Genomic DNA, 21,060 nt, shown 5'->3' with positions numbered 1-21,060 from the left:
GTTCGGCTTGTTATTGCTAACAAGTCGTTTTGGTCACTTCACCAGACATTGAAAATCAACAAAATTGTTTGATGTTCGATGCTGTGAGTGCCCACACAGATTGCTTGATTCAAATTGTTAAAGAGCGACGCAACAGTGTGTTGCTGCGGGAGTGGAATTCTACTCAACCGCCTTCTCGAGTCAAGCCTTATTTTCAAAGGCTTTTCGAGGCACCGACTGGGGTGTTTGCGTTGCCGCTTGCCCTGTCGATGTGGCGCATTATAGAGAGATTGATCGCGTTGGCAAGGGCCACAATGCAATAAAACTGCAAAAATCGGCACTTATTTAGTTATTCATAACCAACCACAGCTTTTGTACAAACTTATCCACAGAAACACCGTAAAACGGCCCGTTTGGCCTTATAGAGTTACCCGCATGTAGCCTGTAGAAGGGCCACTCCTCGCATGGCGGCCCTCCCGCTCATCTACCTATATAAAGAAGCGCTCACGCCAGGCCCGCTTCTTTCACCCATGCGGCGATCAACTCGGCGGCTGGCAGGTCCATGCAGCCGGAGACATTCTGGCCCGCCCACAATGGCGAGAAGCCACTCTCACCCACCTTTTCGGCTGCCGCACGCAATGGGGCCAACGCGCTGCTGGCATGGGGGAAGTCAGGTGCCAGATCCGAGAGCGAGCCCAGCTCCCGCATCAACCGATTGACTATCCCCCTTGCCGGGCGACCACTGAACACCCTGGTCAGGGCCGTATGCTGGCTCTGGGCCGAATGAATAGCTGCGCGATGCAGGGCAGAGGTCGTCGCCTCATGACAGCAAAGGAAGGCGGTTCCCATCTGCACCGCGCTGGCCCCCAACGCCAGAGCGGCCCGGATCCCCTTGCCATCGACTATGCCACCGGCGGCTATGACGGGCAGGTCCACAGCGGCCACTATCTGTGGCAGCAAGGTAAAAGTACCTTGCTGCAAGGCGAGATCCTCAGAGAGGAAGTGGCCGCGATGGCCGCCCGCCTCCAGCCCCTGAGCTATGATGGCATCGGCGCCATGACGGGCCAGCCACTGTGCTTCTGCTACCGTGGTCGCACTGGCAAAGACTTTTGCCCCAGTGGCTTTCACCCGGGCCAGCAGGCTCGGCTCGGGCAGGCCGAAATGGAAGCTGACCACGGCGGGGTTGAACTCGGCCAGGATGGCGGCATGCTCGGCGTTGAACGGAGCGCGACCGGGCGCCGTCACAGCCGCCTCGGCATTCACCCCGAACTCGGCGTAGTAAGGTGCCAGGGTCTGCCGCCAACCTGCGAGGGCGATCGGATCCGGCTCGGTTTGCCGATGGCAGAAGAAGTTGATGTTGAACGGCCCCAGACCGCTGGCGGCAAGTCGACCAAGCTCGCTTCGCAGCCCGGTCGGGCTGAGCATGGCCGCCGGCAGGGAACCCAGACAACCGGCCCCCGTGACGGCCAGCGCCAGCCCGCTGTCCTGCACGCCCGCCATGGGGGCCTGAATGATGGGATAACGCATCCCCAGTTCGGCGAACAGGCTCATGGCTATGTTCCCTGCTCACAGTCCGAAACGGCGTCGGCTGCAACCTGGCTGCGCGCCAACCCTATGGCACCATCGATGGCGCCGCGGGCCTGCGGGCTGTTCTGCCAGCAGGTCGAGCCCAGCATGCTGGCCACCAGCTGGACTATGTGGCTCGTGTCCGCCCCGGCCAGCTCGCTCAGTGTGTGATAACCCAGCTGTTCGAGCCGGCCGATGACGGTAGGGCCCACTCCTTTCACTCCGAGCAGCAGGCTTCGCTCTCGCGCCGAGAACTGTTTCATGTCGGTCATTGCCAGACTCCTTTCCGATGACGGTATTTGCACATCGGGCCCGCAAGGGGCCCGATGAAGATAAGGAGGGGTCAGCGCACGCTGCGCAGCAGGAAGTCCGGCTGACCGCAGGAGCGCAGTTCACGCTTTTGCATCTCGTCGGAGCAGGTGACGGCATCCGTTCCTTCCTTGTTGATGCAGATGTAGACTTCCCGCAGGAAGCGGCCCCCGTCGGCACAAGCGACTGTGATGTTGTCTGGCGCCAGCCAGTCGTTGGCACTGGCCAGATCCGCCTTGAGCTGGAAGCGGCTCTTGCGCAGGGGCTCGGCAGGCGACTGGTACGCGGCCGGGATCTTCACCTTCAGACGCAGGTCGCTGGCCAGCTGATGGAACTGCGGCTGGTCGAGGCCGGAGCAGGTACCGTGCTTCTCCCACTCATGGCGATAGAGAAAACGGCTGGGATAGAGCCCGGCAAACTGCTGCTCCATGGTGGGATCCAGCCGCTCGCGGGAGCAGCTGCTCGGGTAGCCGCGCTGGTACTGGGGCCAGAGCCCGTGCAGCACGAATCCCAGCTGGCGGGAACATTGGTCCCGATCGGCCGGCTTGACGGCGCAATGCTCCGGCGACCAGGAGAGCGCCAGGGCGTAATAGTCAAACTCGCCCGCCTCCCCCTTGGCCTGCACGGCAGAAGAGAACAAGGGGGAGAGCAGCAGGGTGCCGAGCAGCACAACAATCTTCTTCATCTTGGGTATCCAGCCTTATATCAAAAGAGTACCAGGCGGGCCACGCGGCCCGTTCGGCAGAAATCATGCTCCCATAATTTGCGCGTCGGGAACACCCCGAGAAGATGAGCGCACAACCCCAGGGGTCAGACCAGTCAGGGGTTCCCCCTCCCGGCCCACAGGCGTAAGCTGACCCACCGGCAGGCCAGTGGCCTCGCCTTTTTCCCCGTCCCGATTTCATCTTCAACAGGATGTAACATGATCCGCAAGAATCCTTCCGGCCACCTGCCGGTCATCGACGAATCAGCCTATATCGACAAGACTGCCATCATCTGTGGCAAGGTGATCATCAAGGAAAATGTGTTTGTCGGCCCCTATGCGGTGATCCGCGCCGACGAGGTGGATGCCAGTGGCGACATGGAGCCCATCATCATAGGCGCCAACTCCAACATTCAGGACGGGGTGGTGATCCACTCCAAGTCCGGCGCCGCCGTCACCATAGGCGAGTACACCTCCATCGCCCACCGCAGCATAGTGCACGGGCCCTGCGAAGTGGGGAACCGGGTCTTCATCGGCTTCAACAGCGTGCTGTTCAACTGCCACATAGGTGAAGGTTCGGTGGTGCGCCACAACTCTGTGGTGGATGGCTGCGATCTGCCCCCCGGCTTCTATGTGCCCTCCACCACTCGCATCAACCAGCAGAGCGATCTAGCCGAGATCCCCAGAGTCACAGTGGATGCCACCGAGTTCTCCGAGGACGTGGCCCACACCAACATAGATCTGGTCAAGGGTTACAAGGCGCTCTCCAACGAGTTTTGAGGCCGACCTCCTTCCATGACACACAACGGGCGCCCAGGCGCCCGTTGTCACAACTGTAAAGGGGGTGAAAAGAGGATGTAAAAGCGATTGAGCGCAGAGCCTAGCTGGCGTTTGATGGGCCATATTCACCCGGACGGAGTCATCCCATGCCATGCAAAACCCTCCTGTTGCCCCTGCTGCTCGGCAGCCTGTCTGTACATGCCAACGACATGCCGCCCCCCATGCCAGGCCACCACGGCGCTCAGATGCCGGCGCCACCCTCGGTTCTCTATCAGGCCAGCAAGCAGAGCAAGGATCCCCGGGCCACGGCCCAGGAGCTGTTCAAGAACATCCCCGCCGCCGAGGCCAACAAAGGTTACGAGGTAATGGTCAGCGTGCGGGAGCTGCCACCCCAGCCAATCAGGCTCCAGTCCGCCACAGCCCCGCTCAAGGGCCAATAGGATGAACAGGGATAGCTCCTGGCCCTGGGCACTGGCGCTGCTCATCACCCTCCCCGCGAGTGCTGGCGGGGGTGGATCTGACGGCCCGCCGGGACGGGAGATGTCGCCTCCCGCGACCCGCCATGGCCACTATGCAGGCCCCTGGTCCGCCCCCGCGCCGGGCCATCGCATCGACCTGCTGCCCGGCGGAGTGGAGACAATCATGCTGGCCGGGCTCACCTACTATGTGCTCGGCGGCATCTATTACCAGCAGCAGGAGAGTCACTATGTGGTGGTCACGCCGCCAACCCAGGTGATCGAGGTGCAGACGGACACGAGCCTCACCCCGCTGGACCTGGATGGCCGTCGCTACTACGTCAGAGCCGGCCACTACTACCAGCGGGAGCTGGACGGGCGCTATATAGAAGTGCCGCCCCCCACCGCCCTGCGCTAAGCCTGCAAAAAATACGGGCGCCGTGGCGCCCGTATTGAAGAGTGGATAATGCTGGCCGACTAGCCAGCCCGCACGCAAGCGACCCCGTGGGCCTCTTGCGGCAGATCCGTGATGAGCTCGCCGCTGCCCGGATCGAACAGAGGCGCCTCCCCCTCGTCGTTGGGAGCATCGCTGCTCCAGAGCCGGCTGTAGAGCGGCCAGCCTTGCTCCGTCAGCAGCTTCATATCTTCACCACGCTGATGGTAGGCGGCAAATAGGGCTGCCAGCTCCTGTGCCACCGGCAGGCGCCAGTCATCGTGCCCGCGGGCAATCAGCTGCTGGCAATAACTGCGGGCTCGCGCCTGGCTCATCACCACATAGTCGGCGGTGAAGGGGTTGTAATCCCCCTCCTCGTCCCGGGCTGTGCCATCGTAATCGATCGCCAGCCTGTCCGCTTCGGCGCGGGTCAGCGGGCAGACGAAGACCAGCTGGCCCACCGCCAGCTCGGGATGACGACAGCCCTGGCTGAAATCGGGCTGGGCATCCACCACCTGCACCGTCACGGCCTGCGCGTACTTGCCCGCACTTATCTGGATACGGGCCGGGCCCACGGCCAGCCCCTGGATCACCCCGTTCCCATCGACGCTCACCCGCTCTGGCTCTTCACTGTGCCATTGCAAGGGCCCGCTCACCGGGATCAGAGCCCCATCGCTCAGCCGCAGCCCTGCTTGCAGCGCTAGTGCCCGGCCCACCTCCAGCTGGGGCCTGGCCGGCGTCACCTGCAAGTCGATGGCAATGGCCGCGACCGGGGTCGCGTCATCCACCTGTGCCAGCCCCAGTTCGGCTACCGTGGCCGGTGTGCGTCTCGGCTCGGCGGAGGCACTGCGCAAGAACTCACCTATGGCCTCCAGCTCATCGTTGGAGAGGCCGAGGGCATGCAGGTGATCGGATGCCTTGGGGAAGAAGGGATCATGCTGATCCACCCCGGTCGGGAAGCCGACCCCGCTGCTCCACTTGGTCACCCCGAAGTTGTACATGGCCACGACGCCCTGCACCGAGCCACCGATGCGCTGCGCCAGAATAGGGAAGACACCGTTATGCATGTAAGGGCCCGTGAAGGCCACGTCCCGCAGGCCGGGCGTCTTGAAGCGCCCCATGTCCGCCTTTTGACGGGTCTGCAGGAAGCGGCCGCGATCCTCCAGATTGCGGCCATAGTAGGCCAGCCCCACGCTCTCGAACTGGTGCTGGCTCAGCAGAGGGCCTGAGTGGCAGTTCATGCAGCGTCCGTCGGTGCGATAGAGGTGCATCCCCCACAGCGCCTTGTCGCTGAGCGCCTGGGTATCCCCTCTGACGAAGCGTTCGAAGTCGCTGTCACGGCTGATGATGGTGCGCTCGAAGGTGGCGATGGCCTTGGCCACCCGCTCGAGTGAAATATGATCATCCCCAAAGGTCGTGGCAAAGGCCGCCGGGTAGTCCGGGCTGGCCCGCAGCCGCGCCAGAAGCTCGTCGTGATCGAGCGCCATCTCGACCGGATTCTGGATGGGATGGAGCGACTGTTCCTCCAGCGAGGCCACCCGCCCGTCCCAGAACTGGCTGCTGCTATAGGCGGCATTGAGAATGGTGGGCGCATTGCGAGTCCCCTTCTGCCCCAGATGACCAACCGACACGCTCAGGCCATCGCTCCACCCCTTTTGCGGATCGTGACAACTGGCGCAGCTGATGTCTTGCGCCCGGGAGAGCCGCTTGTCGAAGAACAGTTGCTGACCCAGCACCACCTTGGCCCGGCTGTAAGGGTTGTCAGCCGGGAAGGGCACCGCCGGCAGCGGCCCCAGCTCCTGCCACTCGACCCCCTCATCAACTCTGGCCGCCGGCCATTGGGCGGCAGGGCCGGCATACTGGGCGCGCAAGGCGGCCATGTCGGGCATGCTGTCGTCACGGATGACCGAAGGGCGTACCGGATAGGGCGCCAGCGCATACCAGAGCACGCTGCCCTCCCCCTCCTCGAGCCAGCTGCCCGTGGCGGGCTGGTAAAGAGCGGGGCGGCCGGCGCCGTCCTGCAGCCAGATCCGGGTCGGTACAGCTAGGGCAAAGGTGTGTGGGTAGCGCCAACTCTGCTTGTCCGCCGCCAGCAACCGTTCGAATTCGGCCAGGCCAGGCAGCCGCCAGTCACTGCGCCCGCAACCGGTCGGCACCACCCCCAGCCCGGCACGGCTGGCCTGCGGCAACGCGCTGCCGCCGCTGGCGTGCAGCCAATACTGGCTGCCCTTGACCCCGGCGGGGCTGCGCACATCGTGCAGGCAACGCCAGTCAGTGCCGCTCGTCAGCCGGCCCTGCTCATCAAGGCGCAGCAGGTCGGCCGTCTCCGGCTCGTCGGGCTGGCTGGGTTGGGCGGGATAGAGCAGCAGCTTTGCCGCCTCGATGGGGCCGCTGTTGCTGCGCCGATACCAGCTGCGTTCCCCCTGATCGGCACGCAGGGCCAGCAGCATCTGCCAGCTGTCCGGATAGTTGAGCTCGGCCCCCGGCTGGCGCTGGGCCAGCAACAGGGTCGCATAGTCCTGAATGAGCGGTTGCTGTTGCAGACGGATCTGTGCCAGTTGCCCCCACTCGCTCTGATCGAGGGTGCCGTTCCCATTGTGGTCGGCTAGCAGGAACAGCGCCGTCTCCTCTTCATCCAGTCGCAAGGAAGGTGCGTCAGCGCGCCGGGCCGACAAGGCCGTGGCGCCGAGATCGGCCACCCGGGCCGTCGCGGCGCGCAGAATATAGCTGCCATCGCTCCCCACCAGCTCCAGCGGCTGATCCAGCAGCAAACCAGCCGGCAGCGTCATGACCAAGGGGCGCTCCTCCCCTACCTCCCCACTCACCGCGATGCCAGTAGCGGCCTGGCGCAGCAGCAGGGTGGCCCCCTGCCTCAGGCGGGTCGTCACATCGAGTCGCACGGTCAACTCGCTGCGGGTATGGGTCGGTACCGGTTCAATCGGCGGCTCTGTGGGTGGCGTCACCACCGGAGGTTCCACCGGCGGCTCTACCACGGGCGGTGTCACCACCGGCACAGAGGGAACGGGCGCCTGGCTATGGTTGTCATTGCAGGCGGTCAGGATCAGCAGGCTGACCAGTAAGAGGCTGGTTTTCATCGTGCAAAGGGTGAGTGGTCTGAGGAGTCGCCGATTATCCAGTTAAATAACAATAATTATCAATATCACCTTGCAAATATGTGTTTTGACAACAACCACGCTGTCGCGGACGCCATGACAAGAGGGCAGGCATCCGTCGATGCCTGCCCTCCTTATCTCCGTATACTGGTCAGCCGGCGACCTCGGCTCGCGGTCAGGAGCACTTCTTCAGGCTGATATGCCAGTTGGCGCCGGATTGCACCTGATGTTTGGCGGCGAAGCTGTCCATGTTCAGCGCCACCGACACCTGCAGCAGGCTGTTGAGGTAGACCAGCGGCTGGCCTTCCGGCACATCGCCAAAGCTGCTGACATAGGGGGCCTTGCCCTCGTACTTCAGTGCATCCCCTTCGCTGATCTTGATGCAGGTGTTGTCACCCTTGTTGATCCCCGCCTTGGTCAGCAGGCTGTCGTCGATGTTGGTCCAGACGTTGCCGTACTGCACGTCCAGGATCGGAATGGTGCCCTTGAGGGTACCGTCCTGCTCGGCCACTGCCGGCTGATAGGGGATCTTCACCACCTCGGCCGGCAGCTTGGGCCCCACCTGCTCATAGCTGATGGCACCGGAGGCGAGCCGGGCGCCGGTATAGGCATAGACGTCGCGGCCGTGGAAGGTGTAGGACTTCTCGGAGCCCTTGAGGCGGTTGGTCTTCTCGTCGATCTGGCGCACGGTGTCGATACCGAAGTGCTCCGCCACCAGAGTCAGGGTGCCGTTGTCCGGGCTGACGATGTAGTGGCCGCTCTTGGTCTTGAGCACCACAGACTTGCGATCGGTGCCGACACCCGGATCCACCACGCTGACGAACACGGTCCCCTTGGGCCAGTACTGCAGAGTCTGGTAGAGACGGTAGGAGGCTTCCCAGATGTTGTAGGCCGGGATCTCGTGGGTCAGGTCATAGAGCGGCAGGGTGCGATCCACCCCGAAGGCGACCCCCTTCATGGCCGAGACGGCACCATCCTTGAGACCGAAGTCGGTCTGGATCACCAGCGCCTCGTTGGCGGTGGCAAGGCCGCTGGCCAGCAACAGGGCGAGCGCAAGTGCACGGGGGGCGGTACGAATATCCATATCTGAACTCCTGAGGTAATGGCAAAATAACCATCTAGACATCCAGAATGCCATCGCTTCTATATATTGCAAGCTGTATTCCCCGGATGGGGGGCACCGAAAGCCCTCGCCAGCAGGTCGCGGCGGGTGTATGGATAGGGCTGAGTCGCGACCTCTACAAGGAGAGCCCATGACCCGCAACCAGACCACCATCCGGCTCAGCCTGGGGGAGCACAGCAGCCAGCTGCAGCTGACCCTGGCCGATGGCACCCGCTTCACCCGCGACTTGGGCTTCGGCCTCGAGGCCATGACGCCAGGCCCGTTTCGCCGGGATCCACCGAGCGCGCTGGAGCTGGAGCAGGCCATCATGGTAGTGGAGGACGTGCTGATGCCGCTGGCCGCCGAGGTACCGCCCCATGAGGTGGTGACCCTGCAGGCGCCGCTGCCGCTGGCCGAGGTGCTCGGCAGCCGTGAACTGAGCCGGGAGAGCCTGGAGCAGCTGTTCGGCCAGTTTGCCGCCATGGTAGAGGGTGACCCGCTGGCCGCCGCCAACCTGCCCAAGACCCGGCGCTTTGCCGCCGCCCTCTTGATCCTGCGCGAATGGATGCACCATCTGTCGGCCGAGCGGGTAGTGCTGGCCGACTGAGTCACGCTAGCCTGCCCAAGACCCGGCGCTTTGCCGCCGCCCTGCTGATCCTGCGCGAATGGATGCACCATCTGTCGACCGAACGGGTGGTGCTGGCCGACTGAGTCACGCTAGACGGCAGCCGGCTCGAAGCGGGTGCGCCAGGCTGCCCAGGCCAGCCCCAGGCTGATCAGCACGCTGCCGACGGTGAGCAGATCCACCGCCGCCTGCACGCCGGCGCCATCGCTGACCCAGCCCAGCAGCACCGGCACCCAGTTCGCCACATAGGCGATCACGTAGAAGAGCGACACCAGCCGGGCGTGGCTGGCAGCCGGCGCGATGCGGTTGACCAGGGTCGCACTGCCGACAAACACCGCGCCCTGAGCATAACCGGCCACCAGCAAGCCGAGCACCGCCAGCCACCACGACTGGGCATGCACGGCGCCGGCAAACAGCAGCATGCAAAGCGCCAGCGCCAGGGCGCCGCTTTGCAAAGTGTGACGGGCATCGAGCCGGCGGGCCCAGAGCTGGCACAGGCCGGAGAGCACCATGTAGGCTGCGATGAGATAGCCGAACAGGCCCAGATCCCGCAGCCCCAGCAGCTGGCTGGCCACCTTGGGGCCGATGGCCAGCAGGCTAGCCGCCACCGCCCAGGCGGTAAACAGCGCCAGTGCACAAATAAAGAAAGCCGCCCCGGTGGCCTTGAGCCCCTCCCCCAGAGATCCCCTGCCCTGCTGCGTTGCCGCAGCCGGCGCCCCTTGCGCGTGGGCGGGCCAGCTCAATGCCACCCCCGCCATGGCGCAGGCCGCCAACCCCATGATGAGCAGGAAGGGCAGTTGGGTCGGATAGAACTCCAGCTGCAACGCCAACCCGCTGAACACCGGGCCGAGCGCCAGCCCGGCGGTGAAGGAGAGGGTCGCGCTGAGGGCGGCCCGCTTGCCGCCATCGCGCGGGCCAAAGCGTAGCAGAGCCACGTTGGCGGCGCCGGTCAGGGCGCCGGTGCCGATCCCGGCCAGCACCCGCGCCAGCAACAGCGACCAGAAGGAGTCCGCGAGGGAGAACAGCAGGGCGCCCCCCAGTACCGCCAGCAGGGCCGGCAGGATCATGGCGCGCAGATCGCTCACCCTGCCCGCTAGATTGCCCACCCCGAATAGGGAGATCAGCACCCCGCCCGCATAGCCGCCATAGATGAGGGTGAGGCTGACATCGCTCAGGGCCAGCACCTGCTGATAATGGGGATAGAGGGGGGTGGGCACGCTGCTGTTGAGCAGCGCCGACATCAGCGCCAGCGGCAGAAACAGCAGGATGGCGCGATGGGAGGTAGCCGCCGCAGAGGGGGCGGCGGCACAGAGAGATGATGACATGCAAGGCTCCGATGAGGGCGGACAAGGCCGCTGACAAGAGGCGCCATGATAGCGCCCGCCGTGGCCCCTCGACAGCGACACAAATGCATCAGCCTGCTTCAATAATGCATGTCAGTGGCATCTATCTGCATGTCGACAAGGGCACTCTCGCCTTGTGATCCCGCCGGCACTGGCTTCTAATGGGTACGCCCCGCCGGGGCACTTTGAGTGGGAGGTTCGATGATCAACTGGGACGACGCGCGGTTTTTTCTGGCACTGGCACGGCAGGGCACCCTGCGCGGCGCCGCCGGCATACTGGGGGTCGATCAGGCCACCGTGGGGCGCCGCATCACGGCGCTGGAGCAGAATCTTGGCTCCAAACTCTTTATCCGCACCCCCAAGCTCTATGATCTCAGCCCCCTCGGCGAGGCCATGCTGGCGGATGCCAGCGCCATGGAGCAAGCCATCAAGGCCATCGAACGCAAGGCGAGCGCCGGCGATCAGAGCCTGTGTGGCGAGGTGCGCATCGCCACCACCGATACCCTGGCCCAGGCCTTCGTGCTACCCGCCCTCACCCTGCTGCGCGAGCGCCATCCCGGCATCAGGCTCAGCCTGCAGACCGCGGTCAGTGTCAGCGACATCGCCTACCGGGAGGCCGATCTCGCCATCCGCGGGCTGCGCCCGGACAACGACGAACTGGTGATCAAGCGCCTCACCACCATAGAGATGGGGCTCTATGCCTCCCGCGACTATCTGGCCCGCCACGGCACACCCAAGAGCGGCCATGGCCTCAGCCAGCACGCCCTGCTGCTGTTTGCCAAGGAGCTGGTCTCCCACCACTGGCACAGCCTGTGCGGGGAGCCGCTGCACGAGCCCAATGTGGTGCTGCAGTGCAACGCCCAGCTGCTGTTGCTGGCGGCGGCTCGCCAGGGGCTCGGCATCGCCCTGCTCTCCACCTTTCTGGCGGACAAAGAGCCGGATCTGGAGCGCGTGCTGCCTACCCTGTGCGAGCCGGTCGACATCTGGCTGGTGCTCCACCCCGACTTGCAAAAAGCCAGCCGGGTGCGCGCCGTTGTGGATGCACTGGAGGAGGTGTTTCACTGCCGCTGACGGGGTGCGCCATCTCTTTGCCAATACAAACTAACTGAATGCTCAGTTATTGAACTGGCCAGCCCCCCATTCGGGGCACTTTCTTCGCAGCGAACCATGCTAGAGTCCCACGCTGTTTTTTCCTTATTAAACGGGACCTTATATGAAGAAGTTCGTTGTTTCATGTGGTTTCATCCTGATGACGAGTTTGTTGGCTGGCTGTGCCAGCGAATCTTCTCGTTCCCTGGATGTCCCCAAAGTTGCCTCCTACCAAAGTCACTATCAGGGCACTCGCAGCCCGATCTCCGTCGGTAAATTTGATAACCGTTCCAGCTACATGCGCGGCATTTTCTCCGATGGCGTGGATCGACTGGGCAGCCAGGCAAAAACCGTCTTGATCACCCACCTGCAGCAAACCGGCCGTTTCAGCGTGCTCGATCGTGACAACATGGATGAGATCAAGGCAGAAGCGGGGATCAAGAAACAGGCTCAAGCCCTCAAAGGGGCTGACTATGTGGTCACCGGTGATGTCACTGAATTTGGTCGCAAGGAAGTCGGGGATCATCAGTTGTTCGGCATCCTGGGTCGCGGCAAATCCCAGATTGCCTATGCCAAGGTCAATCTCAATATTGTCAATGTCACCACCTCCGAAGTCGTCTTCTCTGCCCAGGGAGCTGGTGAATACGAACTGTCCAATCGAGAGATCATCGGTTTCGGCGGTACCGCAAGCTATGACTCAACCCTGAATGGCAAAGTGCTGGACTTGGCCATCCGTGAAGCAGTCAACAATCTGGTGAACGGTATTGAGACCGGCGCCTGGCATCCGGCGCAGTAGGAATAATAAAAATGAAACAGTTCAAGCTATTCACCTTGCTGGCAGCGGCCATGCTGTTGACTGCGTGTGCTCAGGCACCACGCTCTCTCTACAACTGGGATCAGTACCAACAGGTTGTCTATCAAAACATGGAAGGCAACGAAACCAGCGTAGAGGAGCAAATCTCTACCCTTGAAAAGAACCAGCAAGAGGCAAGTGCCAAAGGACAGGCCGTTCCCCCCGGTTTCCATGCCCATTTAGGCATGCTGTATGCGCAACTGGGCAAAGATACAGAAACACGGCAGCATTTTGAGACAGAAAAACGTCTGTTCCCTGAATCGGCTCCCTTCATGAACTTCCTGATGTCCAACAAAAAAGGGGCTACCCAATGAAGATGCCCGCCCTCTTCTCACTGATGTTCGCCACTCTTCTGTTGGCTGGTTGTGCACAGCGCCCTTCTTACGATTACACGGCGTTCAAAGAGAGCAAACCGACCTCCATTCTGGTATTGCCCCCGTTGAACCACTCACCAGATGTCAAAGCCGGGGCAAGCCTGCAATCTCAAATTACGCTCCCGCTGGCTGAGTCTGGTTACTATGTGCTGCCTGTCGCCGTCACCAATGAGACTTTCCGTCAAAACGGCGTGACGGAAGCGGCTGACATTCATGCGTTGCCAATCAAGAAGCTGCACGAGATTTATGGTGCCGATACAGCCCTGTATCTGGACATCCAGAACTACGGCACCAGCTATCTGGTTGTGTCCAGTGAAACCGTAGTCACAGCCAGTGCGCGTCTGGTCGATCTTCGAACCGGCAAACTGTTGTGGGAAGGTAAAGCCAGTGCCAGCAGCGCAGAACAGCAGAGCAATTCTGGTGGTGGCTTGATCGGTATGCTGGTCGTTGCTGTCGTCAACCAAATTGCCAACACCATTACCGACAAGGGATATGAAATTGCAGGGATCACCAGCTTCCGGCTGCTGAGCGCCGATATGCCCAATGGCATCCTCTACGGCCCCCATTCTCCCAAGTATCAAAAATAACATTGTTTGGCATTCAGAGATGAAAGAGGGCTTAGGCCCTCTTTTTTGTTGCCGCCGTCGTTGATGGCGGTCACTGATTGCTGATGAACTCTACCCTTCATAACCCCAGTCCCCTCGCCCGCCTTCTGCCCATGCCCCCGCTTCTGTTACCATGCCGGCCACTACGATTGTTTCTGTCGTGGCCCTGGCCGCGATAACCCCACACTGGTGCCCCTATGTCCATTGCCTCCTTTGCCGAACTGGCCCTCTCCCCCCGTCTGCAGCAGACGCTGACCGAACTCGGCTATGCCGCACCCACCCCGATCCAGGCCAGCGCCATCCCCGTCATTCTGGCGGGGCGCGATCTGATGGCGGGGGCCCAGACAGGCACAGGCAAGACAGCCGCCTTCGTGCTGCCGCTGCTGGAGCAGTTGATGCAAACACCGACAGGTGATGCACACCGCCCGATCCGCGCCCTGGTGCTGGTGCCGACCCGCGAGCTGGCGGTGCAGGTACACGAGAGCGTCGCGCGCTACGCTAAGGGCACCAACCTCACCAGCGCCCTGGTCTATGGCGGGGTCAGCATAGCCGCGCAGGTGGAGGCGCTGAAAGCCGGGGTGGATCTGCTGATCGCCACCCCGGGTCGGCTGCTCGACCATCTGCGCCAAGGGGCCTTGAGCCTTGAGCACCTCAGCCATCTGGTGTTTGACGAGGCGGATCGCATGCTCGACATGGGCTTTATGGACGAGATCAAGGCGCTGCTCAAACAGATACCGGCGGATCGCCAGACCCTGCTCTTCTCCGCCACCTGCGACGACAACCTGTTTGCCTTGAGCCGTGTGCTGCTGCGCGACCCCGAACTGATCGAAGTGGCACCGCGCAACACCACGGCGGCCGAGGTGGAGCAGCGGGTCTATGCGGTGGATGGCGAGCGCAAGCTGGCGTTGCTGGAGCACCTGATCAAGGTGAAGGGCTGGGCGCCTGTGCTTATCTTCAGCCGCACGCGTCAGGGCGCCGACAAGCTGGCCCAGCAGTTGGGCAAGGCGGGCATCAATGCGCTGGCCTTCCACGGCGATCTGTCGCAAGGGGCGCGGGAGAAGGTGCTGCTGGAGTTTCGCGCCGGCACCCTGCAGGCGCTGGTCGCCACCGACGTGGCCGCCCGCGGCCTCGATATCAGCGATCTCAACTACGTGATCAACCTCGAGTTCCCCTTTGTCGCAGAGGATTATGTCCACCGCATCGGTCGCACCGGCCGCGCTGGCAACAAGGGGCTGGCCATCACCTTGTTCAGCCCGGAAGATGCGCCCCTGCTGGAAAAGGTGGAAACCGTGCTCGACACCCGATTGCCCCAACAGTGGTTCCCGGGCTTTGAGCCCGACCTCACCCGCTTTGAGCCCGAGCCACGCCGCAACGGCAAGGCGGCCCAGAAGCAGCGAGCCAGAAAGCAGGCCCTCGGCGGCAACAAGAGTGGCAAGGGCAAGCGTTAAGCCGCTCAACGCCGCCCACAAAAAACGCCCGCATGGGCGTTTTTTGTTATCCGACAATGGCCAGCGCCACCCTTGGCGACTGAACACCTAGCGGGTCGCCAGCACCAGTGGCAGGGATTTCAGGATCCGCCGCTCCGCCAGGGTCGAGAGGATAAACATCACCATATAGCCAAGCCCCAGCGCCACGATAATGGCTACCACATTGGTAGTGAACTCGGCCACCAGATAGTAGGCCGCCACCAGCGCCACTATGCCGACTAGGCGGATCAGCAGACTCTGGGTAAAGTGGCCGTGGGCCTTGATATAGGCAAGCTGATAGCCGTTGAGCATCATGAAGATGAAGAAGATGGAGAAGTGGAACAGCACGGGCACGGCCCCCACATAGTCGACGGGGAACAGCAGCAACACCAGCGGCTTGCCCGCCAGCAGCATCAGCACAAAGAACACCAGACTGACGATGGCCGAGAGGCGGAAGATCCAGCGGCGGATCATCCTGATCTGGCGGTGATCGCCGTGGCGCAGATTGACCGCCAGCTCAGGCAGCACGAAGCGGTAGATGGGGAAGACAAACAGCAGCGTCATATAGGTGAAGATGGGGCGCACCACCACCTGGAAATCCCCCAGCTCGTCGATGCTGAAGTGGCGTATGGTGAGCAGCACGGTAATGTAGATCATCAGGATGCTGGCCCCTGCCTCCAGCGAGGCGGTAAAGCTCTTCTTCACATAGCTGCGCATCTCGGGGCCGAGCTCGACTTTGGCCAGCGGCCGGGTGGCGATGGCCCTGCGCCGATAGAGATACATATAACCGGCGATGACCAGCGAAGAGCAGGTCAGCCCGTAGAAGAGCGACGAGAGCGCATCCATCCCCAGCCCGAAGTAGCAGGCCATAAACAGCAGGGCATTGGCGAGCGGCTCCAGCCAGGTGACCCTGTTGGAGATATCGTACATGCGGTACATGGCCACCAGATTGGTGAAATATACCTTGAGCCCCAACCCGAAGATGACCCCCACCAGTTGCAGATACTCCACCCGGATATGGAGCCCGTGCTTGATATAGGGGATCACCAGCCCCCAGGTGAGCAGCACCATGCCTATGAGGAAGTAGCGGAAGATATTGATGATGTCTCTGTCGTTTTTGGTCTGGGAGTAGCTCACCACCATGGAGGAGCGAAAGCCGGTCATCAGGATCAAGGAGAGGGAGATCAAATCCACCACGCTGTTGAACAGCGCCAGATCCCCCTTGGCCACCCACTGCGCCAGCCACACCTTGAAGGCGAAGCCGATAACTATGCTGGCAAGCGAGGCCCACATGCCGGTGATAAAGGCCTGCTTCAGCCGCTCGAGGGATTTATATTGCATATCAATTGCTTGTTAATGGCTGGCCAGAGAGGAATCCATCTTATGAAAGCGCACCCGGCTTGAACAGCCTTAATGCCGGGGGCCGGCTGCCGATCGGCAAGACTCGGAGATCCGCCACAGGAAATCCGGTGCGCTGAAAACAGGAAAACGCCCGTTCGGGCGTTTTCTCTGGTCAGCACCTTTCACGGGGGCGGCACCTCTTGTTACCCCTGCGGCCTGGTTCTCTATGCCTGCGGAGCGGCCTTGATCAGCGCCTCGTAGTGATCGATAAGCTCTGGGCCGTGCAGCGGCGAGTCATGGCCGCCTACCACAACCTTGATCGGCAGCTTCATCGCCTTGAGTCGCGCCAGCGTCTGCGGATAGGCCTTCACATCGGCAAAGCTCAGGTTGCCCAGCTTCTCCTTGAGGATGCAGTTGCCATAGAGCACCTGCTCGTCGGGGAAGTAGACAAAGATGCCGTCCGGGGTGTGGGCCGGGCCCGCGTAGAAGGCGCGCACCTTGCCCTCTTGCAGGGTGAAGTAGCCATCGTGCACCACGTTTGGCAGCACCAGCGGCAAGTCCGGGTACTCAGGCAGCCCCTTGCGGGTAAAGGCAACAATCTCGGTCCAGTCGCTCTTCATCAGATCCCGGGTCTGGCGGGTCGATACCACCCTGGCGCCGATGGACTTCCAGTAGGCGTTACCACCCGCCCTGTCGGTATGGTAGTTGGTGTTGATCACCTCCAGCACAGGCTTGCTGCTGACCCGCTTGATCAGTTTGTGCAGCTCGCGGGCGGTATCCGGCGTCCAGGTCGCCCCCACTACCGTCACCCCTTTGGCCCCGAAATAGACCATGGAGTTTTCCTGTACATAGTAGTTGTCTTCAACCACATACACGGGGCCACTCACCTGAGTGAGGGAGATCGCGGCCGCATGCACGCTACCGCCCCAGAAACTCGCCACCAGCACCAGGGCACCGGCCAGCCCGCACTTTATCCAACCTTTCATCATCTTGCTCCCTAGATCCAACCGCCCCCTCGCCACCCCTGTGACAAGCCGGGCCCTTTGCGCAGTGGGCAGAAGATACGGGGGATTTGTGAAGGGAAAATGGGCTTGTGTGAAGAGAAGGTGAAGTCGGGGGACGTCAGGAAAAATCAGGAGATATCGGCAGCGAACCACGGCAAAGATGGCGGTTGACGGTGCGGGAAGTTGAGGGAGGAAAATGGTCAAAACATGCAATCAGCGCCTTGCTGTAGGGACGATTAGCGCAGCGTAATCGTCCGTTTAGCGCCACGCACCAAGTTATGGCAAGACCGGCAGGAAACTCCGGATATCAGCGGCTTCTCGGCCACAATCTATTCGCGAACGTCCGAATACGCTTAGCTATTCGAGCGTATAGCCCAGAGTGGCTTGTTTATCTTAGTGATTTTTATCAAAAAATAATGTATAAACATTAGGCCATATCTATCTATAGAAATGAGATGATAAAATGATTAAACGCCTAATAATTAAAAACTTAGGACCAATTAAAGAAGCAGATATTTTATTCGGCAACTTAACTATAATATGCGGTAAAAATAGCGTAGGTAAAACCTACTTAAGTTACACTCACTATTTATTGACAAGTATTTTCTTTGATTCATTTCGTTCATCTATTAAATATCCAGAATTAGAAGCGTGGATAAAAAACAACTATACTGACGATTTCTCTAAATTCACATTCACGCTAAACATTGATGACATAAAGATCAACACCAACAAAATAATAAATGAATTGAAGTCTACTGAGACTGCTGTTTTTCTTGCAAATAGCTTAGAGCTAAACTCTACTCCTTTACCTGAAATAGATGTTGAAATAGATAATGATTTTTTAGATAGAGTATCTAAAGGCAAGGGGGGGATAAACGCATTCATTAGTGAAATTAATGTTTCCATCGAAAAACCAGCTGATGAAAACTTATTTAGAATTGATATAACTCGCGATGAAAGTGCACCATCAACAAGCAATAAGAAAATAATAGATGACATATCAAATGTACTGAGTTATTTCATTTGCAGGAGGCTGTTATCACACGCTCAATTTGCAATAACGTCTGAACGCACAGGAATATCATTATTTTACAATGATCTTGATAGTTCTTTACGAAAAAGCATAATCGATTTTGGTTATAAAAATAAAGACCAATCAGCCCCTAAAAACATATATATTAAACCGATCGAAGATAACATCGCAACTATTCGTTCCTTATCTCATGAACGGAATTTCTTTAGAATATCAAATGGTAATAAAAAGAACCTTGACACTGTCAAAATAATGCGTGATTTAATTGGTGGAAAATATAAGAGCGAAGAAAAAACCATCAAATTCATACCAGAAAACCGTGACAATGTTGTCGTTTCATTAAAGTCATCTTCTGGCGCAGCAAAATCAATGCTGCTATTAGACCATTTTGTCACTAAACTACAGACAATGAATGGCCTTCTGATTATTGATGAACCAGAAATGAACCTGCATTTAGATAATCAGAAAAAAATGGCGCACTTATTAGCGGCATTATCAAATAATGGTGTAAGAGTTGTCGTGACAACTCATAGCGATCATTTTGTTAGAGAAATCAATAACTTGGTTATGCTTTCAAGCCCCAAAATAGATCGTAAATCAAAATCTGAATTGTTAAAAAAAGCGAATATTAAGGATGTTTCCATCTTGCGTCCAGAAAGTGTTTCGACTGTAGTCATAGAGTCTGGACCAAGAAAAACAAAAGCCATGACAATATCCGAGCTTGGTATCGATCTTACTTTGTTTAATGATGAAATTATAAAAAGCATTGATATTGCAAATGAAATCAGCATGGCTATTTATGAAGGTTCATAATACTCATGATAGAAACAATTAGAAACGTAATCAATCCTAATGTAAAAGTAAGGCATCAGGATAAACAAATACTTTTTATTGAAGCTAGCGATGATGCAAAATTAAAAAAGATTATTTTCAATCTTACTAATTTCCATACAATTGGTGGTGGTGAGTTAAAAAATGCTATCGTTGTTTCTAGTGATCATACATCAGAACTATTAAAACAGTTTTCACATTTTATAAACCCCGACTGTGCAGATATCACAAGGAAGTGTGACTACATCATATTTCATGCAAATGAGAATAGATTGAACGTCATACTTTGCGAATTAAAATCAAGTGCTCTAGGTACTACTGGACGTTGCCCTGCACAATTCGAGTTCAGTAGAAAATTTGCATCATATATTATCGAAATAGCAAAAACACATGGCCTTTTTCATCTTGAAAATTTTCGTCCTGATGAAATAACAACAACATTCTATAAAATCGTTTTCCTACCAGGTCCAGCTATCGCTCAATACCCCGTAGGGGTCGACAACATTGTAAAAAAAACAATGAAAACTGCAGATGATGGCGTTATTTCAATACCACTTACAGTAACATCTGCAGGTTCATGCAGTATACCTTGGCGTCATTTCCTTGAAGCATTATTGTAAATAAAAATATATATGCCCCTCCCAAAAGGGGCATATAGCATGATAGCGATACTACGTATATACGTATAATTTCTACTATGCTTACTTTTTTAGGATAAGAGCTCATAACATTCTCAACTAACTATACAAATTTGTATCTACACAAGCGTTTCCGAAAATAAACAACCACCTCATTTATAGGTTTTTATATTTTTATCATCATATTAGGTTAATCTGACATATCTCACTCCAGCCGGTGATCACGGCTACGTCTGCGGCAGCACCATACGCTTGCTGCGATGGACTCAAATCCGAAGCAACACCACTGGCTGTTGCCCTCTCACACACGCCAGCGCAGACCAACCCCAAACTAAAATAGTGCAACCATGGCTAATAAACGCCGTTTTCACTGACAGGTATGATGCAGGCCAGATGTATCGCTTGTAGTGAGATAAGGAACAAACGTCATGGCTATTCATGGAGCTACCCCGGTTATGTTAAAGGCTATCGACAGCCTGCAGCTCGCCAACGTCAATCCCGGCAGCAATCAGAAGCTTGCCCTTCATCTGGGTGAAGGCAAGGAGTACACCATTCATATCGGCAAGAGTGGGGATATCTCCGTACAGCGGGACCTAGCCCATTTAAGCACGCTGGGCCGCATCAAAAATGCGGTGCTCGACTTCTTTAGCAGAGCCGCCACCAAGGGGGAGAGTGCGCTCACCACCCGGGCCACTCAAATTCAGTCCGAGGTGCAGCGGCAGCTGACCGAACTTGGCCAGATCAAGAAGATTGTGCAGCAAGCCTTTAACCAGCCCATCAGCGAGTTCAAAAACGATGCCCAATATCTGAAGCCGGGCAGCGATCCCAAAACGGCGACCCTAGCGGATGTTACCGACGCCAACAAGAATCGACTGGGTCTTGAGGCCATGAGTGATTCCTCCCAGGCGTTTGCCATGGAGCACTTCTCCAGTTTTATCAACGGGAGAGACACCATCTTCGGCCTGCTGAGTTCCCGAGCCATCGAGCAGACCAATACTCTGTTCGCCTCGCTGAGCGACGATCCCATGGCATTGCAAGAGGCATTAAAGGTACAGAGCCAGGAGTCGGAGGTGTTCAACACCAAGGTCAATGCCGAGTTCAATCGCAGCTTTGGCCAGCTATTTGAGCAAAAAACTACCGCCGAGCTGGAAGCCCTGACCGAGGTAAACACCCGCGCCAACGAGACCTCACCGCTAATCGAAGAAAACACTGGCTCATCGGATGGGGAGAACCTCTCCGCTAAGATGAAGAAAAATGTGCGCTTTAACGACAACCCGGTAAGCGATGTCCGGATATTCGAGCTGGAAGAGGGCCGAGCACTCAATATCAAGGTGTAACCCTTGCCGTGAATATGGATGACGGCCCTGCCCGCTCGGTGGCGGGGCCGTCTCTTTGTGATCTTGCCCTGCCCCTTC

The 21,060-nt window shown here is 58.5% G+C and carries 21 protein-coding genes; 13 read left to right on the top strand and 8 right to left on the bottom strand.

Annotated elements, in window-relative coordinates; genetic code table 11:
• Positions 1-483: 483 nt before the first annotated feature.
• From AACW87_RS18760 to AACW87_RS18750, 3 genes are all read right to left on the bottom strand, one after another.
• The gene (locus tag AACW87_RS18760) at positions 484-1,530 is read right to left on the bottom strand and encodes an NAD(P)H-dependent flavin oxidoreductase (RefSeq protein WP_241325795.1); all 1,047 of its coding nucleotides are present in this window, start codon (positions 1,528-1,530) and stop codon (positions 484-486) included.
• 2 nt (positions 1,531-1,532) lie between these two features.
• Positions 1,533-1,817: a Pathogenicity locus gene (locus tag AACW87_RS18755; RefSeq protein ID WP_043135538.1), complete on the bottom strand. Its 285-nt coding sequence runs from the start codon at positions 1,815-1,817 to the stop codon at positions 1,533-1,535.
• Between the two features lie 71 nt (positions 1,818-1,888).
• Positions 1,889-2,539: a ribonuclease T2 family protein gene (locus AACW87_RS18750; RefSeq protein ID WP_241325794.1), complete on the bottom strand. Its 651-nt coding sequence runs from the start codon at positions 2,537-2,539 to the stop codon at positions 1,889-1,891.
• A gap of 237 nt (positions 2,540-2,776) precedes the next feature.
• Here AACW87_RS18750 and AACW87_RS18745 point away from each other — a divergent pair, with 237 nt between their 5' ends.
• The 3 genes from AACW87_RS18745 (at position 2,777) to AACW87_RS18735 (ending at position 4,210) form a co-directional block, all read left to right on the top strand.
• On the top strand, positions 2,777-3,337 hold the full coding sequence (locus AACW87_RS18745) for a gamma carbonic anhydrase family protein (RefSeq protein WP_042869323.1): 561 nt from the start codon (positions 2,777-2,779) through the stop codon (positions 3,335-3,337).
• A gap of 146 nt (positions 3,338-3,483) precedes the next feature.
• Entirely contained in the window at positions 3,484-3,777 is a 294-nt protein-coding gene (locus tag AACW87_RS18740) for a hypothetical protein (RefSeq protein ID WP_241325793.1), read from the top strand.
• Between the two features lies 1 nt (position 3,778).
• Positions 3,779-4,210, top strand: coding sequence for a DUF6515 family protein (locus tag AACW87_RS18735; RefSeq protein WP_241325792.1), 432 nt, complete (start codon positions 3,779-3,781; stop codon positions 4,208-4,210).
• Positions 4,211-4,269: 59 nt separating this feature from the next.
• Here AACW87_RS18735 and AACW87_RS18730 read toward each other — a convergent pair whose 3' ends face one another.
• Together AACW87_RS18730 and AACW87_RS18725 are read right to left on the bottom strand one after the other, a co-directional pair.
• The gene (locus AACW87_RS18730) at positions 4,270-7,320 is read right to left on the bottom strand and encodes a cytochrome c peroxidase (protein WP_241325791.1); all 3,051 of its coding nucleotides are present in this window, start codon (positions 7,318-7,320) and stop codon (positions 4,270-4,272) included.
• Between the two features lie 193 nt (positions 7,321-7,513).
• Positions 7,514-8,422 (bottom strand): SAM hydrolase/SAM-dependent halogenase family protein, encoded by a 909-nt coding sequence (locus tag AACW87_RS18725; protein WP_241325790.1) that lies wholly within the window; start codon positions 8,420-8,422, stop codon positions 7,514-7,516.
• Positions 8,423-8,591: 169 nt separating this feature from the next.
• Between AACW87_RS18725 and AACW87_RS18720 the strand changes: the two genes are divergently transcribed.
• Positions 8,592-9,047: a hypothetical protein gene (locus tag AACW87_RS18720; RefSeq protein WP_241325789.1), complete on the top strand. Its 456-nt coding sequence runs from the start codon at positions 8,592-8,594 to the stop codon at positions 9,045-9,047.
• Positions 9,002-9,151, top strand: coding sequence for a hypothetical protein (locus AACW87_RS18715; protein ID WP_241325788.1), 150 nt, complete (start codon positions 9,002-9,004; stop codon positions 9,149-9,151). The genes AACW87_RS18720 and AACW87_RS18715 overlap by 46 nt, the downstream gene beginning before the upstream one ends.
• A 6-nt stretch (positions 9,152-9,157) precedes the next feature.
• Here the strand turns inward: AACW87_RS18715 and AACW87_RS18710 are convergent, their stop codons facing one another.
• Positions 9,158-10,390, bottom strand: coding sequence for an MFS transporter (locus AACW87_RS18710; RefSeq protein ID WP_241325787.1), 1,233 nt, complete (start codon positions 10,388-10,390; stop codon positions 9,158-9,160).
• A gap of 219 nt (positions 10,391-10,609) precedes the next feature.
• On the opposite strand from AACW87_RS18710, the gene AACW87_RS18705 reads away from it, so the two are divergent.
• The 5 genes from AACW87_RS18705 (at position 10,610) to AACW87_RS18685 (ending at position 14,777) form a co-directional block, all read left to right on the top strand.
• Positions 10,610-11,479, top strand: a complete 870-nt coding sequence (locus tag AACW87_RS18705; RefSeq protein WP_241325786.1) for a LysR family transcriptional regulator — start codon at positions 10,610-10,612, stop codon at positions 11,477-11,479.
• Positions 11,480-11,621: 142 nt separating this feature from the next.
• A complete protein-coding gene (locus tag AACW87_RS18700; RefSeq protein WP_039216072.1) occupies positions 11,622-12,293 on the top strand; it encodes a CsgG/HfaB family protein in 672 nt (223 codons plus the stop codon).
• 11 nt (positions 12,294-12,304) lie between these two features.
• Positions 12,305-12,664, top strand: a complete 360-nt coding sequence (locus AACW87_RS18695) for a DUF4810 domain-containing protein (protein WP_241325785.1) — start codon at positions 12,305-12,307, stop codon at positions 12,662-12,664.
• On the top strand, positions 12,661-13,311 hold the full coding sequence (locus tag AACW87_RS18690; RefSeq protein WP_241325784.1) for a DUF799 domain-containing protein: 651 nt from the start codon (positions 12,661-12,663) through the stop codon (positions 13,309-13,311). Before AACW87_RS18695 ends, AACW87_RS18690 begins: the two co-directional genes overlap by 4 nt.
• Before the next feature lie 215 nt (positions 13,312-13,526).
• A complete protein-coding gene (locus AACW87_RS18685) occupies positions 13,527-14,777 on the top strand; it encodes a DEAD/DEAH box helicase (RefSeq protein ID WP_241325783.1) in 1,251 nt (416 codons plus the stop codon).
• An 87-nt stretch (positions 14,778-14,864) separates the two neighbouring features.
• Here AACW87_RS18685 and AACW87_RS18680 read toward each other — a convergent pair whose 3' ends face one another.
• Together AACW87_RS18680 and cphA are read right to left on the bottom strand one after the other, a co-directional pair.
• A complete protein-coding gene (locus tag AACW87_RS18680) occupies positions 14,865-16,136 on the bottom strand; it encodes a hypothetical protein (protein ID WP_241325782.1) in 1,272 nt (423 codons plus the stop codon).
• 224 nt (positions 16,137-16,360) lie between these two features.
• Complete coding sequence (cphA, locus tag AACW87_RS18675) at positions 16,361-17,125, bottom strand: CphA family subclass B2 metallo-beta-lactamase (RefSeq protein WP_445206860.1); 765 nt, start codon at positions 17,123-17,125, stop codon at positions 16,361-16,363.
• Between the two features lie 478 nt (positions 17,126-17,603).
• Here cphA and AACW87_RS18670 point away from each other — a divergent pair, with 478 nt between their 5' ends.
• The 3 genes from AACW87_RS18670 (at position 17,604) to AACW87_RS18660 (ending at position 20,982) form a co-directional block, all read left to right on the top strand.
• Positions 17,604-18,989 carry an AAA family ATPase gene (locus AACW87_RS18670; protein ID WP_241325780.1) on the top strand — a complete coding sequence of 462 codons (1,386 nt, stop codon included), beginning with the start codon at positions 17,604-17,606 and terminating at the stop codon, positions 18,987-18,989.
• 5 nt (positions 18,990-18,994) lie between these two features.
• The gene (locus AACW87_RS18665; RefSeq protein WP_241325779.1) at positions 18,995-19,627 is read left to right on the top strand and encodes a hypothetical protein; all 633 of its coding nucleotides are present in this window, start codon (positions 18,995-18,997) and stop codon (positions 19,625-19,627) included.
• Positions 19,628-20,100: 473 nt separating this feature from the next.
• Positions 20,101-20,982, top strand: coding sequence for a hypothetical protein (locus AACW87_RS18660; RefSeq protein ID WP_241325778.1), 882 nt, complete (start codon positions 20,101-20,103; stop codon positions 20,980-20,982).
• Positions 20,983-21,060: the final 78 nt, after the last annotated feature.

This window comes from Aeromonas sp. MR7 (assembly GCF_963899385.1).
Lineage (GTDB): Bacteria > Pseudomonadota > Gammaproteobacteria > Enterobacterales > Aeromonadaceae > Aeromonas > Aeromonas bestiarum.
Note: the sequence above shows the minus strand (reverse complement) of the source record. Positions and strands in the feature narration are given on the sequence as shown.

Excerpts from the sequence above, each read along its gene's own strand:
- AACW87_RS18660 (WP_241325778.1), top strand. The coding sequence starts at position 20,101 with ATGTTAAAGGCTATCGACAGCCTGCAGCTCGCCAACGTCAATCCCGGC.
- AACW87_RS18670 (WP_241325780.1), top strand. The coding sequence starts at position 17,604 with ATGATTAAACGCCTAATAATTAAAAACTTAGGACCAATTAAAGAAGCA.
- AACW87_RS18740 (WP_241325793.1), top strand. The coding sequence starts at position 3,484 with ATGCCATGCAAAACCCTCCTGTTGCCCCTGCTGCTCGGCAGCCTGTCT.
- AACW87_RS18760 (WP_241325795.1), bottom strand. The coding sequence starts at position 1,530 with ATGAGCCTGTTCGCCGAACTGGGGATGCGTTATCCCATCATTCAGGCC.
- AACW87_RS18710 (WP_241325787.1), bottom strand. The coding sequence starts at position 10,390 with ATGTCATCATCTCTCTGTGCCGCCGCCCCCTCTGCGGCGGCTACCTCC.
- AACW87_RS18665 (WP_241325779.1), top strand. The coding sequence starts at position 18,995 with ATGATAGAAACAATTAGAAACGTAATCAATCCTAATGTAAAAGTAAGG.
- AACW87_RS18725 (WP_241325790.1), bottom strand. The coding sequence starts at position 8,422 with ATGGATATTCGTACCGCCCCCCGTGCACTTGCGCTCGCCCTGTTGCTG.
- AACW87_RS18715 (WP_241325788.1), top strand. The coding sequence starts at position 9,002 with ATGGATGCACCATCTGTCGGCCGAGCGGGTAGTGCTGGCCGACTGAGT.
- AACW87_RS18690 (WP_241325784.1), top strand. The coding sequence starts at position 12,661 with ATGAAGATGCCCGCCCTCTTCTCACTGATGTTCGCCACTCTTCTGTTG.
- AACW87_RS18680 (WP_241325782.1), bottom strand. The coding sequence starts at position 16,136 with ATGCAATATAAATCCCTCGAGCGGCTGAAGCAGGCCTTTATCACCGGC.
- AACW87_RS18730 (WP_241325791.1), bottom strand. The coding sequence starts at position 7,320 with ATGAAAACCAGCCTCTTACTGGTCAGCCTGCTGATCCTGACCGCCTGC.
- AACW87_RS18720 (WP_241325789.1), top strand. The coding sequence starts at position 8,592 with ATGACCCGCAACCAGACCACCATCCGGCTCAGCCTGGGGGAGCACAGC.
- AACW87_RS18735 (WP_241325792.1), top strand. The coding sequence starts at position 3,779 with ATGAACAGGGATAGCTCCTGGCCCTGGGCACTGGCGCTGCTCATCACC.
- AACW87_RS18745 (WP_042869323.1), top strand. The coding sequence starts at position 2,777 with ATGATCCGCAAGAATCCTTCCGGCCACCTGCCGGTCATCGACGAATCA.
- AACW87_RS18695 (WP_241325785.1), top strand. The coding sequence starts at position 12,305 with ATGAAACAGTTCAAGCTATTCACCTTGCTGGCAGCGGCCATGCTGTTG.
- AACW87_RS18750 (WP_241325794.1), bottom strand. The coding sequence starts at position 2,539 with ATGAAGAAGATTGTTGTGCTGCTCGGCACCCTGCTGCTCTCCCCCTTG.
- cphA (WP_445206860.1), bottom strand. The coding sequence starts at position 17,125 with ATGATGAAAGGTTGGATAAAGTGCGGGCTGGCCGGTGCCCTGGTGCTG.
- AACW87_RS18755 (WP_043135538.1), bottom strand. The coding sequence starts at position 1,817 with ATGACCGACATGAAACAGTTCTCGGCGCGAGAGCGAAGCCTGCTGCTC.
- AACW87_RS18705 (WP_241325786.1), top strand. The coding sequence starts at position 10,610 with ATGATCAACTGGGACGACGCGCGGTTTTTTCTGGCACTGGCACGGCAG.
- AACW87_RS18700 (WP_039216072.1), top strand. The coding sequence starts at position 11,622 with ATGAAGAAGTTCGTTGTTTCATGTGGTTTCATCCTGATGACGAGTTTG.
- AACW87_RS18685 (WP_241325783.1), top strand. The coding sequence starts at position 13,527 with ATGTCCATTGCCTCCTTTGCCGAACTGGCCCTCTCCCCCCGTCTGCAG.